Below are 15,544 nucleotides of genomic sequence, written 5' to 3'. Positions count from 1 at the left end.
AAATAATTAACCTCAATACAATACTGAAACGATAAAACCCAATACTGCAAATATTGAAATCAATTTAATAATACTGATTTTCAATCTAAATAATGCAAAAAAACCAAGTACCGCAAGGGTTACTGACAACCAGTCAATGCCGAAAATAATCGTATTCTCAATATAAACTTCATTCGGTAAAAAAACGTGTATTGCAAAAAACAATGCCAAACTTAAAATCACCCCCACCACGGCAGCTGTAATAGCTATAAGGGGTGCAGTAAACTTTAAATTGCCTTGCGTACTTTCAATAAATGGGCCGCCCATAAAAATAAACAGAAACGACGGTAAAAAAGTGAAGAATGTGGCGATAGTGGCTGCCACTATTCCAGATAACAACAGGCTATCAGTACCCAATATTTGATGCGTCCATCCGCCAACAAACCCTACAAAGGCTACCACCATAATTAACGGGCCTGGTGTAGTTTCACCCAAGGCTAAACCATCAATCATTTGTATGGGTGTTAGCCATTGATAATGCTCGACTGCACCTTGGTATACATAAGGCAATACTGCATACGCACCACCAAAAGTGAGCAATGCCGCTTTGGTGAAAAACCAGCCAATTTGCGTAATCGTTGCCTGCCAACCATACATTATCACTAATAAACCCATGGCAAATAACCACAAAACCATACCTGCAGCCAATACTTTCAATAAGTGCTTAAAGTTAAATGTTGCATATTCAGGTGTAGGTGTATCATCATCAATCACCGCCTTACCATAACTTTTATTAGATGCATGATGTCCACCGCCAGCACTAAACGTACTTGGGGAATAACGACTGCCAACATAGCCTATTAAGGCAGCAAATAACACAATTAACGGGAATGGCAGGTGAAACACAGCAATAGCAATAAATGATGCAAAAGTGATCATCCACAGCCATTTGTTTTTTAAAGCACGGCTTCCGATTCTATAGGCCGCAAAAAGAACAATAGCAACTACCGCAGGCTTAATGCCATACAACGCGCCTGCAACTGCTGGTAGATTGCCATATTGTAAATATACAAAAGTAAGTGCGATTAAAATAAACAGAGAAGGCAATACAAATAAACACCCTGCAATTAGCCCACCCTTTGTTCGATGCATTAACCAGCCTATATAGGTAGCCAATTGTTGAGCTTCAGGCCCTGGTAATACCATGCAGTAGTTCAATGCGTGTAAAAACCGCTTTTCTGAGATCCAGCGCTTTTTCTCCACTAAGTCGTGATGCATGATGGCAATTTGCCCAGCAGGCCCGCCAAAGCTGATAAAGCCTAATTTTAACCAATACCAAAAAGCATCTTTTAGCGTAGGCGCAATAGTCGCATCTTCAACACTTTTAAATTTATCCTTGTTTTCAATATTCACAGAGGCCTCTAAGAGTTTAAAAATAACTTTTAACCGGTTTCATTTTAGCCTAACGAACTCAACCCAGAGTCAGCTTACCTGTAGATTTATCCCTACAATATTGAATACAAGTTTCAGAAAAATGTCCGAACAGGTATTATCTGATTTTATCCTAGTTTGTCACCAGACTAACTTTACACTCCATGAAAACACATGGTTAACTAACAATCAATATCCCTGTTTAAGGTTTGTTTGATAGACTAAAAAGTGTCTTTTTTTAATTTTAAGGTAGCGTATGTTCAGTAATCTAAAAATCTTATTAAAGTATTTGATATGGGCAGTGATTATTCCAATTTCTCTTTTTGTTTTATATACCTGGGCAGCGCTCACTTGGGTTTATTCATCAGGTGAACGCGCAGGTTACGTGCAAAAACTGTCTGAAAAAGGATGGGTTTGCAAAACTTATGAAGGCGAATTGATATTGGTTTCCATGCCCGGCACGCAGGCAGAAAAGTTCTTTTTTACCGTCCGGGATAAAACCGTCGCTAAAAAAATCGATGATACTGTAGGCAAGCGAGTGCGTCTAGTTTATGAGGAGCATAAAGGTTTGCCAAGCTCATGCTTTGGTGACACTGCTTACTTCGTTACAGACATTAGTGTTTTGGATAAATAACACCAGAACCTTATAGAATGGCAGACGAGAAAAACTACATCACGCCGCAAGGCCACGCAGCTATTGAGGCTGAATTTCAGCAACTACTCAAAGTAGAACGCCCAGAGTTAGTAAAAGTCGTTTCATGGGCGGCAGGCAATGGCGACAGAAGCGAAAATGGCGATTACATTTACGGTAAAAGGCGTTTACGCCAAATTGACAGTCGTTTACGTTTTTTAATGCAACGTATGGATTTAGCGGTCATTGTCGACCCAGCCAAGCAACAAGGTTTGAACAAAATATTTTTCGGTGCTTGGGTAACTCTGTTTTCACTCAAAGACGACACAGAACATACTTATCGTATTGTTGGAAAAGATGAATTAGAACCGTCACTTGGTTATATTAGCTGGGTTTCACCCCTTGCCCGCGCCATGCTAGGCAAGCAGATTGGTGATGTGGTCAAAGTCCCCACGCCTGCAGGTGAAGATGAGTATGAAGTCATCGCAATTCAATACACCCCGCCAAGTTAAGCAATACGATATGAGCAATAAAGCAGGTCGTCGTTGGGATGTTTTTTGCCGCATTGTAGATAATTTTGGCGACATAGGCGTATGCTGGCGGTTAAGCCAGCAATTAGCACACGAACACCATCTGCAAGTGCGGCTATTCATCGATAACCTTGCCATTGCAAGCAAAATCATCCCCAGCTTAAATGCCGAACTTCCGTCACAAACTATCAATAGCGTTGAAATATGCACTTGGCCTAATGCTGATGAGGACATCAAGCCCGCGGACGTTGCCTTAGAAACCTTCAGCTGCGAATTACCAGCCACCTACTTGGAGGCAATGCAAGCGAGTACATTATGGGTGAATTTAGAATATTTATCAGCCGAACCTTGGGTTGCAGATTTCCACGCCAGAGGTTCTAACAACACCAAAATCACTCGACATTTTTTCTTTCCAGGCTTTACTGATGCAACAGGTGGCTTGATTCGAGAAACTAATATTTTTCAAAAAAATCAAAAACTTGCAAAAAGCCCGCCACTTCAATGTGATTTTTTACAAAGCCTCAACTTAGTACATGATGATGCGCTAAAAATATCATTGTTTAGCTATCCCCATGCGCCTATTCCGTCACTGTTAAACGCCATGGCAGAATCAAATCAACGCATACATTGTTATGTGCCTATCAGCAGTATTTTTCCTAAAGTTGCAGAATATTTTGGCATAGATAGCTCACAACTCAATACCATTCAAACTGGCGAAAAGTTTAGCCAAAAAAATCTAAATGTCACTATATTGCCATTCTTAAGCCAAAGCGATTACGACAAACTGTTAGCGATTTGTGACATCAATTTCGTACGCGGTGAAGATAGCTGGATTCGTGCCATTTGGGCAGCTAAGCCCTTTATTTGGCAGCCGTATTTGCAAACTGAAAATACACACATCACTAAATTGGATGCATTTCTCGATTTATTTTATTCCAGCTGTGATGAAACAGCCAAGTACTCTGTATCCGAAGCACATTCTGCATGGGTGGCAGACAATATAACAATACCAGTTTGGCAAAATTATTTAAATAACCTACCGACAATAAAGCGATTTACATTGCAACAGGCAAATCAACTGGCAGAACAAACCGACCTTGCCGCTAAGCTGGTGATTTTTTTGCAAAAATTATCAGTTAAGGTATAATTCGCGGCTTTATTATTTAACCTATTACAATCAGTAAGGCAATCTCATGAAAACAGCTCAAGAACTCCGCGCCGGCAATGTCATAATGGTTGGCAACGACCCATTAGTAGTGATTAAAGCCGAATATACTAAATCTGGCCGTAGCACTGCTGTTGTAAAAATGAAATTTAAAAATTTGCTCACTGACACGCCTAGCGAGACCATCTACGGTGCTGGCGACAAGTTTGAAGTCATCGTACTTGAGAAAAAAGAAGCGACTTATTCTTACTTTGCAGATCCAAGCTATGTGTTTATGGATGCAGACTATAACCAATACGACGTAGATGCAGAATTCATGGCCGATGCCCTGCCTTACCTTGAAGATGGCATGACAGTCGACATTCGCTTTTACAACGAAAAACCTATTTCAGTAGAATTGCCAACCACGGTTGTGCGCGAAATCACCTATACAGAGCCTGCTGTTAAAGGCGATACCTCAGGTAAAGTCATGAAACCCGCTAAAATCGCTTCTGGTTTTGAATTTCCAGTGCCATTATTTTGTGCGCAAGGCGATAAAATTGAAATCGACACACGTACTGGCGAATATAGAAACCGCGTGTTGAAATAAGTTTTTACTTAGCGAAACTTAACAATTAAGGAGGCCTTTGCCTCCTTTTTTTATGCCCAAAAGGAAATATTCGCGTTAATATACAGGGATACTTCAATAAAAAACAATCGCTGGAGAATGTAATGAACGACAAACAATTGGTCGCTTTACAGGCCGCAAAATATGTAAAAAGTGGCATGCTTGTTGGCTTGGGCACTGGCTCTACTGCCAATTACTTCATTGAGGAGCTTGCTCGTCTACAGCGTGACGAAGGGCTGAAAATAACCACGGTAGCAAGCTCCACTATCAGCGCCCTCAGCGCCCAGTCACTACATCTTCCCATCGTAGCTTTAGAGCATATCAGTAGTATTGATTTGTATGTAGATGGTGCTGATGAAATAACGCCAGACATGACGCTACTTAAAGGCCGAGGTAGTGATTTGGTGAAAGAAAAACTACTCGCTAAGGCTGCCCGCCAATTTATTGCCGTGGCTGACGAAAGTAAACTGGTCAATCACATTGGCCAAAATTTTTTAATCCCAATTGAAGTCATTCCCTTTGCCTGGCAACTCACTAAAAAAAGCCTTGAAGGTGTTGGTGGGCAAGGTGCTTTACGCCCTAACCCCGCTAAAGATGGCTTCTGGGTAACTTCTCACGGTAGCTACGTACTCGACATGAAGTTTGACGAGAGCATAGATGCTAAAACACTCAATGATTTAATCAGCAATACACCCGGTGTGATTGAACATGGTATTTTCTACGGCCTGACTAATGCAGTGTTTATTGCGGAAAATGGTGTCGTTAATGAGCGTTGGGCTTAAGCTTGGATATGTGTTTGAACCAATATTCAAGCGCAGTTCAAAACACACATCGCAACCCTTTAATGCGACTGTTGTTCTACTTTATTATTAGCTGTTGCTTAGCTGCCTGTAATTCACCTGAAGATCAGCAAAAAGAAAAATCTAGGCCATTAAAACAAGAAGCACTTAACGATCACGAGCTTGTTTTTGTTACGCACAACGGCCCTGCAACCTATTATTTAAATGGTGATAACCAGCCTGCTGGCATTGAATACGACTTAGCCACTTTGTTTGTTGAAAAGTATGCACCTGAATATCAAATCAAGTTTTTAGTAGTTAATAGTATCAGCGATATCATACCATCGCTCCTGAAAGGCAAAGCTAATATCGCCGCCGCAAACTTAACAGTTACGCATCTTAGAAAAGAACTTGTTCAATTTTCTAAACCTTATCAAGAGACACAACAACAACTTATCTACAATAATGAAGCTGATAACAAACCTAAAAGTTTGCGCACAATTAAAGAGTTAGCATCTATCGCAGATAAAACCATTGCAGTACCGGAAGGAACCAGCTTTGCAGAACGCCTCAGTGAAATGCAAAAAGAACAGCCATCCCTGCGCTGGCAGGTACTCAAGCATACCAATTCTGAATCACTACTGGATGAAGTGGCTAATGGTGTTTTAGACTTCACGGTAGCCGATAGCCACTTAGTCGCAATGATGCAAAATTACTACCCTAATTTAACGGTAGGCATGGCGCTGGGCAAGCCTGAAAACATTGCTTGGGCATTACCAAAAAATGCAGATCCGCAACTCGTGAAAAAAGTGAATGGATTTTTTGACAAGATTCAAAATGATGGCACATTACGTAATTTGTTGGATCGATACTATGGAAGTAGCAAACGATTAAATACGCAGGACATTATCACTTTCCTTAAACGCACCAACACACTGCTGCCAAAATACACGCATTTATTTAAACAAGCTCAGGAAACTACAGGCCTAGACTGGCGCTTACTGGCGGCTGTAAGCTATCGGGAGTCACATTGGGATACATTTAACACTTCCCCAACTGGGGTGCGTGGCTTAATGATGCTCACAGAAAATACCGCAGATTTAATGGGCGTTACCGATAGGTTAGATCCCAAACAAAGCATACCTGCTGGCGCTAAATATATAGTCAAGATGAGAGATATAATCCCAGACCGAATACCAGAGCCCGACCGCACCTACATGGCACTAGCTGCCTATAATATCGGCTATGCTCATTTAGAGGATGCCAGAGTGCTTGCTAAGCGCTTAAAACTCAACCCTGATAGCTGGGCAGATGTTAAAAAAACCTTAGTACTGTTAAACAATCCGGATTATTACACCACAGTGAAATATGGCTACGCCAGCGGGGGCGCGCCAGTAGTATTTGTTGAGTCAGTTCGCAGCTATCAGCGCATTTTAGAGCGTTATCAACCCAGTCATATGCTTGGCAATGACACCTTCAAAATAGCGCAGGCTGATTAAATGGCGTGCATGACCATCAACGTTATTTAGCAATATCGAACTTCTCCAAACCGTTTAGATAAGGTCTTAATACTTCAGGCACAGTCACACTGCCGTCTGCATTTTGATAGTTCTCAAGCACCGCAACTAATGTACGCCCTACTGCTAACCCTGAACCATTTAGCGTATGCACTAATTCAGGCTTGCCATTTTCATTCCTAAAGCGCGCTTGTAATCGGCGTGCCTGAAATGCCTCGCAATTTGAGACGGATGAAATTTCGCGGTAGGTATTTTGCGCAGGCAGCCACACTTCCAAGTCATAAGTTTTAGCTGCACCAAAGCCAATATCCCCCATGCAGAGAGATACCACGCGATATGGCAAGCCTAAAGCTTTCAAAATATTTTCAGCATGGCCCACCATTTCTTCTAAGGCTTCGTAACTTTTGCTTGGATGTACGATTTGCACCATTTCAACTTTATCAAATTGATGCTGACGAATCATGCCTTTAGTATCACGTCCGTAAGATCCAGCCTCAGAACGGAAGCAAGGGGTGTGTGCAGTAAGTTTAATAGGCAATGATTCTAAAGGCACAATTTCATCGCGCACTGTGTTGGTGAGCGTAACTTCTGAAGTTGGGATTAGATACAGCTTGCTGTCATTGTGAGCCAAGCCAAATAAATCTTCCTCAAATTTAGGTAATTGCCCCGTACCTGTAAGCGTTTCTTTATTCACTAAATAAGGTGTATAGCATTCTTCATAACCATGTTTTTCAGTTTGAGTATCAAGCATAAACTGCGCCAATGCACGGTGTAACTTAGCAATATGACCGCGCATGAAAGTAAAACGAGTACCAGATAGTTTAATACCTGTATCAAAATCCAATCCTAGCGGCGTACCGACATCCGTATGGTCCTTAACTTCGAAGTCAAAACTACGTGGCGTGCCCACTTTACGCACTTCAACATTATCAGTTTCAGATTTGCCCTGCGGAACGCTCGCATGAGGCAAGTTAGGAACATTCAATAACAAGCTCTGTAATTCTGTTTGCAATTCACCCAATCGTGCTTCATCAGCTTTCAACTGGTCGCCCAAACCCGCTACTTCTGCCATGACTGAACCGACATCTTCACCTTTGGACTTGAGCATTCCAATCTGCTTTGAAGCGTTATTGCGCTTAGCTTGCAAATCTTGAGTACGTGTTTGAACGGTTTTACGCTCTTGCTCTAAAGCAGTGAAGCTGGCTGAATCAAAATCAAAACCACGACTATTCAATTGGCTGACAACACCTTCTAAATCACTTCTTAATGCTTGTATATCTAACATATTGTTCTCTATTTTTTCGCTTTTTTATCTAATGCGCGCCTGTCTAAATCTCGCAGGTGCGCTAATTTTTCCGTAATTTTACCTTCTAAGCCGCGCGGTGTGGGCATATAAAATTGCGGCGGGAAATTTTTACCATCATAAAGTTCATCTGGAAAGTAATCTACCCCAGCCGCATAGGCCTCAGGCTCGTTATGAGCATAACGGTAATCCTTGCCATAATCCAAAGCCTTCATCAGCTTGGTTGGCGCGTTTCTTAAGTGCAATGGCACCGGGCGTGATTTATCTTGAGCTACGAAGGCTTTGGCTTGATTATAAGCGTTATAAGACGCATTGCTTTTAGGCGCTACCGCTAGGTAAATCACTGCATTGGAAAGCGCTAATTCACCTTCTGGCGAACCCAGTCGCTCAAAAATCTGGCAAGCTTCTAACGCCATGCCTTGTGCACGCGGATCTGCCAAACCAATGTCTTCAATCGCCATACGCACGATACGTCGCCCCAAATATAAGGGATCTGCACCGCCATCTATCATGCGTAAAAACCAATATAAAGCCGCATCCGGGTTTGAACCACGCACAGATTTATGTAGCGCTGAAATTTGATCGTAAAAAGCTTCACCGCCCTTATCAAACCTTCGAAGCTTGCTCGCCATGGTAGTCTGTAGAAAGGCTTCATCAATCGCTGTTACACCTGCGCCCTCAGCCGCATTAAACAATCCTTCTGCAAAATTGAGTAAACGTCTTGCATCGCCGTCAGCATAGGCCAGTATTTGTTCACGTACATCGTCTGCTATGGTGACATTTTCTGCCACTAATTGCTGTGCACGGGTGAGTAATAGGGCCAACTCCGGTTCACTTAGCGCATTCAACACAAATACTTGCGCACGGCTTAACAGCGCGCTGTTCACTTCAAATGAGGGATTCTCGGTAGTCGCCCCAATAAACGTAATTAAACCACTCTCAACAAAGGGTAAAAATGCATCTTGCTGGCCCTTATTAAACCTATGTACCTCATCGACGAACAGAATGGTTTTGCGTCCATGCTGCTGCAAAGTGAGTTCGGCACGCTCTACTGCCTCACGAATATCTTTAATACCTGATAAAACGGCAGAAATAGGAATGAAATCGGCATCTGCCGTATTGGCAATGAGTCGTGCCAAAGTGGTTTTACCTACGCCTGGCGGCCCCCACAAAATCATCGAGGGCAGCTTGCCCGATTGAAATGCCAGCCGTAATGGCTTATTTACTGCTAATAGGTGAGACTGCCCAACCACTTCATCTAAAGTTTTTGGGCGCAGCCTTTCAGCCAGTGGCGCTTGAGGGGTATTGGGTTCAAACAAACTATTCAAGATTAGCGACCCGAGATAACTTACAAGCCAGCTTATTCACCAACGACATCAACGCCCTTGGGCGGTTTAAAAAGAAAGGTTTTAGCCTCAATCACAGGATTATGCACTATGTTACTAAACACAATTTTTGTTTGATGACCAAAGCTATCAATCATGTCCATTTCTTGCAATACATCACCCTTAAAAGCCAGTGAGATTTTATTAAAACCTGAGTCTGAATCTTTTGGATTAGTACTCACCCAATCAAGCCCGTCTTTACGCGGCGCATTCATCAGCTTGAAGTTTTTGTCTAAATTATCATCACCGGCTAACAGTGCTGCGGGGCTTGACCCAAGGGCTTTACTCAACTCTCGAACAGATACTTGAGCTAATTCGGTATCGTAGAGCCACACCTGTTTACCGTCACTTATAATTTGTTGCTCAAATGGTTTGTTGTAATCCCATCTAAATTTATTGGGGCGTTTTAACTGCATTTCGCCATAAACCTCTTGAATTTTTTTTCCTCTTTTATCAGTCACTACTTGATAAAAATTCGCACTCATCGAGTGAGTTTCATCATAAAACTTCTTAAGACTAGCAATTCCATCTGCCTTAGCTACTAATGGCAAAGCCATTAAGCTGGCCAATATCAGAGTTTTTATTTTATGCATTAAAATCCTTATTTTCTTCAAACTTGAATCAATTAGACATCATTATGCGGCGCAAGCACTTCACGGTTACCGTTACTTTGCATAGAAGACACCAAGCCAGCACGCTCCATATCTTCTATCAACCTTGCAGCGCGGTTGTAACCTATACGCAACTGGCGCTGAACCCCGGAAATGCTGGCACGTCGTGTTTTCAGTACAATACCGACTGCCTCATCATAAAGCGGGTCTACTTCGGAACCACCGCCTGATCCTGAACTGCTGTCGGCAAAGTCTGCGCCACCTTCTTCTGCTTCATTACTTAAGATACCTTCAATATAGTTTGGTTCACCTTGTGCTTTGAGGTAGTTCACCACCTTATGCACTTCCTGGTCAGAAACAAACGCACCGTGAATACGCACAGGGTAACCAGTGCCAGGAGGCATGTACAACATATCACCCTGACCTAATAACGCTTCAGCGCCCATTTGGTCTAATATAGTGCGAGAATCGATTTTACTGGAGACTTGGAAAGAGATACGTGTAGGCACATTGGCTTTAATCAGTCCTGTAATCACATCAACCGATGGGCGTTGTGTGGCGAGTACCAAATGAATACCAGAAGCACGGGCTTTTTGTGCTAAGCGTGCAATCAACTCTTCCACTTTTTTACCAACCACCATCATTAAATCTGCCAACTCATCAATCACCACCACAATCAGCGGCATTTCCATCAATGGTTCTGGGTCATCTGGCGTTAAGCTAAATGGATGCGGTATCTTCTCGCCTGCTTTATCCGCATCTCTGATTTTTTGGTTATAGCCTGCTAAGTTACGCACACCCAACATAGACATCAGTTTGTATCGGCGCTCCATCTCAGCCACACACCAATTAAGCGCATTTGCAGCTTGCCGCATATCTGTCACGACAGGCGCAAGCAAATGCGGAATACCTTCGTAAACAGAAAGCTCCAACATTTTTGGGTCAATTAAAATCATGCGCACTTGGCTGGCATCTGCTTTATACAGCCAACTTAAAATAAGCGCGTTAATAGCCACAGACTTACCTGACCCAGTGGTACCTGCCACCAGTACGTGTGGCATTTTGGCTAAATCAGCCACGGCGGGCTTACCTGAAATGTCTTTACCTAAACAAATTGCAAGCGGTGATTTCACTTCAGCATAGGCTTGGCTACTCATAATTTCAGATAAATAAACGATTTGCCGTTTAGCGTTGGGAATTTCCAAGCCCATGCAGGTTTTACCAGGGATAGTTTCAACCAAACGCACACTCACCACGGAAAGAGCTCTGGCTAAATCTTTAATCAAATTAGTAACTTGGCTACCTTTAACGCCAGCTGCAGGCTCTAACTCAAAACGGGTAATCACGGGGCCCGGCTGTGCAGTAAGCACTTTGACTTCAATACCAAAATCCATCAACTTGCGTTCAATCAAACGTGAAATAAAGTCCAGCGTTTCAGCAGAAGGCAGTTCCACCATGCCCGCTGGGTCATCAAGTAAATATAAAGGCGGTAACACAGAGTCCGGCAGCGTTTCAAATAGCGGTGCTTGTTTCTCTTTTTGCACACGCTCACTTTTAGCCACTTCAAGCACAGGTGGTTCAATGAATACTGGCTCGCGGTCCACCACACGCTTACGCTCAGTTTGCACAAATTCAGCGCGTTCTTGCTCTACTACTTTACCGGCTTTTCTATCTTGCCAATCTTGCCATTTAAATTTGGTGAATTCATAGCCAGTAATGATTGCCGTACCCAACTTTTCGGTAATCATTATCCAGGACCAGCCTGTAAACAGGCTGAAGCCTATCACAAACATTGAAAGCAATAACATACTTGAGCCAGTGTAGCCGAACATGCTGCGTAATCCGCTATCTACCGAAGAACCAAGTATGCCTCCACGCACATCTGGCAAGGTGGCGGGCAAGTTGATTAAATGACCCGCTTCTAAAGCGCATGAAGCAACAAGCAATAAAGCAAATCCAATAAAATTAAAAAGTAAAAAAGGCTTTTCACTTTGGTTAACCACTTCTAACTTTAAGTAAACGAGCCACATGGCATAAAATGCCAAAACCGCCCACCACCAAGCTGAAAAACCAAATAAAAATAGCAGCAAAGCTGAAACCTTAGCGCCGACATTGCCACCAGCATTATGTATCAGCATATGATTCGCCGATACGTTGAACCATGACGGATCTTCACGATGGTAGGTAAAAAGTATCACCGTAATAAAAAGTCCAACCAGCACTAAACCCAGCCACCATGCTTCTTTAATAAGCGTTGCGCCTATTATGTGCGATTCGCTGACCTCAGCCTCTCGGCGGGCATTAACTGGAGTTGATTTTTTGAAAAACAAGATAGTAAAGCCTTACAAATTTAACATTAAATCAAATTATAGCAGTATCAAAGTCGCTGCGTAGCTAATACAATATCAATCTAATTCTAAACATGTTTCCACATAGGGGTTCACCATGGATATTGGCATTAAAGAGCAGGATAGAAAAGACATCGCACAAGGTTTATCGCATCTTTTAGCAGATACTTATACACTGTATTTAAAGACTCATAATTTTCATTGGAACGTCACAGGCCCAATGTTTAACACTCTACACTTGATGTTTGAGGGGCAATACACTGAACTCGCGCTTGCGGTAGATTTAGTGGCTGAACGTATTCGTGCTTTGGATATTTATGCGCCTGGCACCTATCGTGATTTTGCAAGATTATCTTCTATCAAAGAATCTGAATCTGTACCAAAAGCACAAGACATGATTGCTGAATTAGTCGCAGGTCATGAAGCGGTATGCCGCACTGCGCGTAGTGTATTTCCCGCAGCCGATTCAGCGGCGGATGAAGCGACCAAAGACTTACTCACACAACGTTTACAACTACATGAAAAGACTGCATGGATGCTCAGAAGCCTGCTAGAAAAATAGCTTGCTATGCAGTCTTTCGGTGCAGGCTAACCTTAAGGTTATGCCGAAGCCAAAAAACTGGCTGGATGTTACGCAGCCTGCTTGAAAAGTAAGTCAATAAACCCAACATAATCCAAGTAACATTTATCAAAGAAAGCAACACAACATGGCAACACGTCACGTCAAATTACTCATTTTAGGTTCTGGTCCTGCCGGCTATTCAGCTGCTGTGTATGCAGCACGCGCAAACCTTAAACCTGTTTTGATTACAGGCATCGCCCAAGGTGGTCAACTGATGACCACTACCGAAGTAGACAACTGGCCTGCAGATGCTGATGGCGTGCAAGGGCCAGAACTAATGGCACGTTTTCAAAAACATGCAGAACGCTTTAACACTGAAATGATTTTTGACCACATTCACACTACGCACTTAACTGAAAAACCTATCCGTTTACTAGGCGATAGCGGTGAATATACTTGCGATGCGTTGATTATTGCGACTGGCGCTTCAGCCAAGTATTTGGGCTTACCAAGTGAAGAAAAATTCTCGGGTAAAGGTGTTTCTGCCTGTGCAACTTGCGATGGTTTTTTCTATCGCAATCAAGAAGTTGCAGTGATTGGTGGCGGCAATACAGCCGTTGAAGAAGCTTTATATTTATCTAACATTGCCAGCAAAGTGACGCTGGTGCATCGTCGTGATAAGTTTAAAGCTGAAGCGATTTTAGTAGACAAACTGAATGCGCGCGTAGCTGAAGGAAAAATTGTACTAGAGACCTTTCAAACCTTAGATGAAGTACTAGGCGATGATAGCGGTGTTACGGGTATACGTCTTAAAAACGTGAATGACAACACGACTAAAGACATTAAATTAATGGGTGTATTTATTGCCATTGGCCACAAACCAAATACTGACATTTTCGAAGGCCAGTTAGAAATGGAAGGTGGTTACATCGTTACGCAAATGGGTCGTGCAGGCAATGCTACGGCCACCAGCATTCCGGGTGTATTCGCTGCAGGTGATGTGCAAGACCATATTTATCGCCAGGCAGTGACTAGTGCTGGTACAGGTTGCATGGCTGCGTTAGATGCTGAACGATACCTCGACAAATAAGCTTTTAAGCGTAAAAAAGCGCTTAAAGCAAGCATTGGCTGCGCAAAAAAAACTTGTACAAGATGCTGCAAAAAAAATCAGCGAACAATCTGCTGATGAGTTGACGCTTTTTCGTGATGCGGTAAAAGATGTAAAACCTTTTATCGCACCACCAAAAGATGAATACAAGCTGAAACCAAAACCCATTCCCTTACAATTTATCCGTGATGAACAGCAAGCCCTGGCTGATTCGCTGTCTGACCATTTCATCCCAGCACATGAAATTGAAACTGGCGAAGAGTTACTTTATTTGCGTGAAGGACATTCACCCGACATTTTAAGCAAACTACGCCGCGGCCATTGGGTGATTCAAGCCAAAATTGACCTACATGGCTTAGTGAGCGACGAAGCACGACTCTACGTTTCAACTTTTATCAGCGACTGCAAAAAACGTAAAATTCGCTGTGTGCGTATCGTACATGGCAAAGGCTTAGGCTCGCGCAACCGCGAACCCGTTCTGAAACACAAACTACGCGGCTGGCTGATGCAAAAAGATGAAGTGATTGCTTATGCCGAAGCTAAAAAACAAGATGGCGGCAGTGGCGCGGTCATTGTGTTGCTAAAGGCTTAATAATAGTAGATTGACGGAAATTAGATTGATAAATGAAAGTATAAATAGACTTTATTTATGACGACAAAAACTGATAATTTAGACGATGAAGTCATGTGTTCTTGCAGCGGTACCACGCGCGGTCAAATTCTGAGATTTTTTAAAGCAGGCCTTGATATTGATGCAATTTCGAGAAAGACAGGGGCGCTTTCAGGTTGCGCCGGTTGCGAGTGGGATATTGAACAGTTTCTAAAAGAACTTGCCGTGCAACAAATTGAATAACTAAGGGGATTATTATGGATGCAGGTTTTTGGCACCAGAAGTGGGAAGGAAATGATATTGCTTTTCACGAAAATGAGGCCAACCCGCTACTGATTAAGCATTTTAGATCGCTTTCTTTAGCGAAAGGCAGTCGTATATTTGTACCATTGTGCGGTAAAACTCGTGATATTGCCTGGCTACTTACTCATGGCTATCGTATTGCCGGAGCTGAATTGAGCAAAATAGCCATTGTGCAATTATTTACAGAGCTTGGGATAGAGCCAAAAATATCAAGTGTTAGTGAACTAGAACATGGTCAACTAGAACATTACAGCGCAACAAATATCGACATATTTGTTGGTGATATATTTAATTTATCAGGCAACATGCTTGGTCAGATTGATGCAATTTATGACAGGGCCGCTTTAGTGGCTCTTCCCCTAGAAATGCGCAATCAATACGCAGCGCACTTAATGCAAATTACTAATAAAGCCCCGCAGTTGCTAATTTGTTTCGAGTACGACCAAAGCATCATGAGCGGCCCTCCATTTTCTATCAGCAACGAGGAAGTAAATCACCACTATTCAGAGAGTTATGAGTTAAACCTCATTACAGGCATAAATGTATTAGGTGGATTAAAGGGGAAATGTGCAGCAATAGAGAATGTTTGGCTGCTAAAAAAGATTGATGCGTTAGTCACATACAACCCATCATTTAAGCTACACGACTTGTAGCAAAACCTTCACAATCGTCATA

16 protein-coding genes are annotated in these 15,544 nt (G+C 42.6%); 11 read left to right on the top strand and 5 right to left on the bottom strand.

Annotation, left to right across the window (positions count from 1 at the left end; translation table 11 throughout):
* Positions 1-12: 12 nt before the first annotated feature.
* Positions 13-1,392 carry a chromate efflux transporter gene (chrA, locus tag Q8J82_RS10765; protein ID WP_370653535.1) on the bottom strand — a complete coding sequence of 460 codons (1,380 nt, stop codon included), beginning with the start codon at positions 1,390-1,392 and terminating at the stop codon, positions 13-15.
* A gap of 274 nt (positions 1,393-1,666) precedes the next feature.
* Between chrA and Q8J82_RS10760 the strand changes: the two genes are divergently transcribed.
* The 6 genes from Q8J82_RS10760 (at position 1,667) to mltF (ending at position 6,621) form a co-directional block, all read left to right on the top strand.
* A complete protein-coding gene (locus Q8J82_RS10760) occupies positions 1,667-2,044 on the top strand; it encodes a hypothetical protein (protein ID WP_304890668.1) in 378 nt (125 codons plus the stop codon).
* 17 nt (positions 2,045-2,061) lie between these two features.
* Positions 2,062-2,553: a transcription elongation factor GreB gene (gene greB, locus Q8J82_RS10755; protein WP_304908058.1), complete on the top strand. Its 492-nt coding sequence runs from the start codon at positions 2,062-2,064 to the stop codon at positions 2,551-2,553.
* The gene (gene earP, locus Q8J82_RS10750; protein ID WP_305252097.1) at positions 2,516-3,718 is read left to right on the top strand and encodes an elongation factor P maturation arginine rhamnosyltransferase EarP; all 1,203 of its coding nucleotides are present in this window, start codon (positions 2,516-2,518) and stop codon (positions 3,716-3,718) included. The genes greB and earP overlap by 38 nt, the downstream gene beginning before the upstream one ends.
* A gap of 46 nt (positions 3,719-3,764) precedes the next feature.
* Complete coding sequence (gene efp, locus Q8J82_RS10745) at positions 3,765-4,325, top strand: elongation factor P (RefSeq protein ID WP_304890671.1); 561 nt, start codon at positions 3,765-3,767, stop codon at positions 4,323-4,325.
* A 122-nt stretch (positions 4,326-4,447) separates the two neighbouring features.
* A complete protein-coding gene (gene rpiA, locus Q8J82_RS10740) occupies positions 4,448-5,125 on the top strand; it encodes a ribose-5-phosphate isomerase RpiA (protein WP_304908059.1) in 678 nt (225 codons plus the stop codon).
* A gap of 62 nt (positions 5,126-5,187) precedes the next feature.
* Entirely contained in the window at positions 5,188-6,621 is a 1,434-nt protein-coding gene (gene mltF / locus Q8J82_RS10735; RefSeq protein ID WP_370653544.1) for a membrane-bound lytic murein transglycosylase MltF, read from the top strand.
* A 22-nt stretch (positions 6,622-6,643) separates the two neighbouring features.
* On the opposite strand, the gene serS is transcribed toward mltF, so the two are convergent.
* From serS to Q8J82_RS10715, 4 genes are read right to left on the bottom strand one after another with little or no spacing between them, the layout of a single operon-like run.
* The gene (gene serS, locus Q8J82_RS10730; RefSeq protein WP_304908060.1) at positions 6,644-7,924 is read right to left on the bottom strand and encodes a serine--tRNA ligase; all 1,281 of its coding nucleotides are present in this window, start codon (positions 7,922-7,924) and stop codon (positions 6,644-6,646) included.
* 8 nt (positions 7,925-7,932) lie between these two features.
* Positions 7,933-9,270 (bottom strand): replication-associated recombination protein A, encoded by a 1,338-nt coding sequence (locus Q8J82_RS10725; RefSeq protein ID WP_305328291.1) that lies wholly within the window; start codon positions 9,268-9,270, stop codon positions 7,933-7,935.
* A gap of 32 nt (positions 9,271-9,302) precedes the next feature.
* A complete protein-coding gene (lolA, locus tag Q8J82_RS10720; protein WP_305252095.1) occupies positions 9,303-9,920 on the bottom strand; it encodes an outer membrane lipoprotein chaperone LolA in 618 nt (205 codons plus the stop codon).
* Between the two features lie 32 nt (positions 9,921-9,952).
* Complete coding sequence (locus tag Q8J82_RS10715) at positions 9,953-12,268, bottom strand: DNA translocase FtsK (protein ID WP_305328290.1); 2,316 nt, start codon at positions 12,266-12,268, stop codon at positions 9,953-9,955.
* A 115-nt stretch (positions 12,269-12,383) separates the two neighbouring features.
* Here Q8J82_RS10715 and Q8J82_RS10710 point away from each other — a divergent pair, with 115 nt between their 5' ends.
* The 5 genes from Q8J82_RS10710 to tmpT all read left to right on the top strand — a co-directional run bounded on the left by Q8J82_RS10710 (position 12,384) and on the right by tmpT (position 15,522).
* Entirely contained in the window at positions 12,384-12,848 is a 465-nt protein-coding gene (locus Q8J82_RS10710; protein WP_304891298.1) for a Dps family protein, read from the top strand.
* 145 nt (positions 12,849-12,993) lie between these two features.
* Positions 12,994-13,938 carry a thioredoxin-disulfide reductase gene (trxB, locus tag Q8J82_RS10705; RefSeq protein WP_304891299.1) on the top strand — a complete coding sequence of 315 codons (945 nt, stop codon included), beginning with the start codon at positions 12,994-12,996 and terminating at the stop codon, positions 13,936-13,938.
* The gene (locus Q8J82_RS10700; RefSeq protein WP_370653560.1) at positions 13,913-14,548 is read left to right on the top strand and encodes a Smr/MutS family protein; all 636 of its coding nucleotides are present in this window, start codon (positions 13,913-13,915) and stop codon (positions 14,546-14,548) included. The genes trxB and Q8J82_RS10700 overlap by 26 nt, the downstream gene beginning before the upstream one ends.
* Positions 14,549-14,605: 57 nt before the next feature.
* A complete protein-coding gene (locus Q8J82_RS10695; RefSeq protein WP_304891300.1) occupies positions 14,606-14,809 on the top strand; it encodes a (2Fe-2S)-binding protein in 204 nt (67 codons plus the stop codon).
* A gap of 14 nt (positions 14,810-14,823) precedes the next feature.
* The gene (tmpT, locus tag Q8J82_RS10690) at positions 14,824-15,522 is read left to right on the top strand and encodes a thiopurine S-methyltransferase (RefSeq protein WP_304891301.1); all 699 of its coding nucleotides are present in this window, start codon (positions 14,824-14,826) and stop codon (positions 15,520-15,522) included.
* Positions 15,523-15,544: the final 22 nt, after the last annotated feature.

It is taken from the genome of Methylotenera sp. (assembly GCF_030684185.1).
GTDB lineage: Bacteria > Pseudomonadota > Gammaproteobacteria > Burkholderiales > Methylophilaceae > Methylotenera.
This window is presented reverse-complemented; position numbering and strand designations above follow the sequence as displayed.

What these genes read in the sequence shown, in the direction of transcription:
- Q8J82_RS10760 (WP_304890668.1), top strand. Translation starts at nt 1,667, where the DNA reads ATGTTCAGTAATCTAAAAATCTTATTAAAGTATTTGATATGGGCAGTG.
- tmpT (WP_304891301.1), top strand. Translation starts at nt 14,824, where the DNA reads ATGGATGCAGGTTTTTGGCACCAGAAGTGGGAAGGAAATGATATTGCT.
- mltF (WP_370653544.1), top strand. Translation starts at nt 5,188, where the DNA reads ATGCGACTGTTGTTCTACTTTATTATTAGCTGTTGCTTAGCTGCCTGT.
- rpiA (WP_304908059.1), top strand. Translation starts at nt 4,448, where the DNA reads ATGAACGACAAACAATTGGTCGCTTTACAGGCCGCAAAATATGTAAAA.
- serS (WP_304908060.1), bottom strand. Translation starts at nt 7,924, where the DNA reads ATGTTAGATATACAAGCATTAAGAAGTGATTTAGAAGGTGTTGTCAGC.
- efp (WP_304890671.1), top strand. Translation starts at nt 3,765, where the DNA reads ATGAAAACAGCTCAAGAACTCCGCGCCGGCAATGTCATAATGGTTGGC.
- Q8J82_RS10710 (WP_304891298.1), top strand. Translation starts at nt 12,384, where the DNA reads ATGGATATTGGCATTAAAGAGCAGGATAGAAAAGACATCGCACAAGGT.
- lolA (WP_305252095.1), bottom strand. Translation starts at nt 9,920, where the DNA reads ATGCATAAAATAAAAACTCTGATATTGGCCAGCTTAATGGCTTTGCCA.
- Q8J82_RS10700 (WP_370653560.1), top strand. Translation starts at nt 13,913, where the DNA reads ATGCTGAACGATACCTCGACAAATAAGCTTTTAAGCGTAAAAAAGCGC.
- earP (WP_305252097.1), top strand. Translation starts at nt 2,516, where the DNA reads ATGAAGTCATCGCAATTCAATACACCCCGCCAAGTTAAGCAATACGAT.
- greB (WP_304908058.1), top strand. Translation starts at nt 2,062, where the DNA reads ATGGCAGACGAGAAAAACTACATCACGCCGCAAGGCCACGCAGCTATT.
- Q8J82_RS10695 (WP_304891300.1), top strand. Translation starts at nt 14,606, where the DNA reads ATGACGACAAAAACTGATAATTTAGACGATGAAGTCATGTGTTCTTGC.
- trxB (WP_304891299.1), top strand. Translation starts at nt 12,994, where the DNA reads ATGGCAACACGTCACGTCAAATTACTCATTTTAGGTTCTGGTCCTGCC.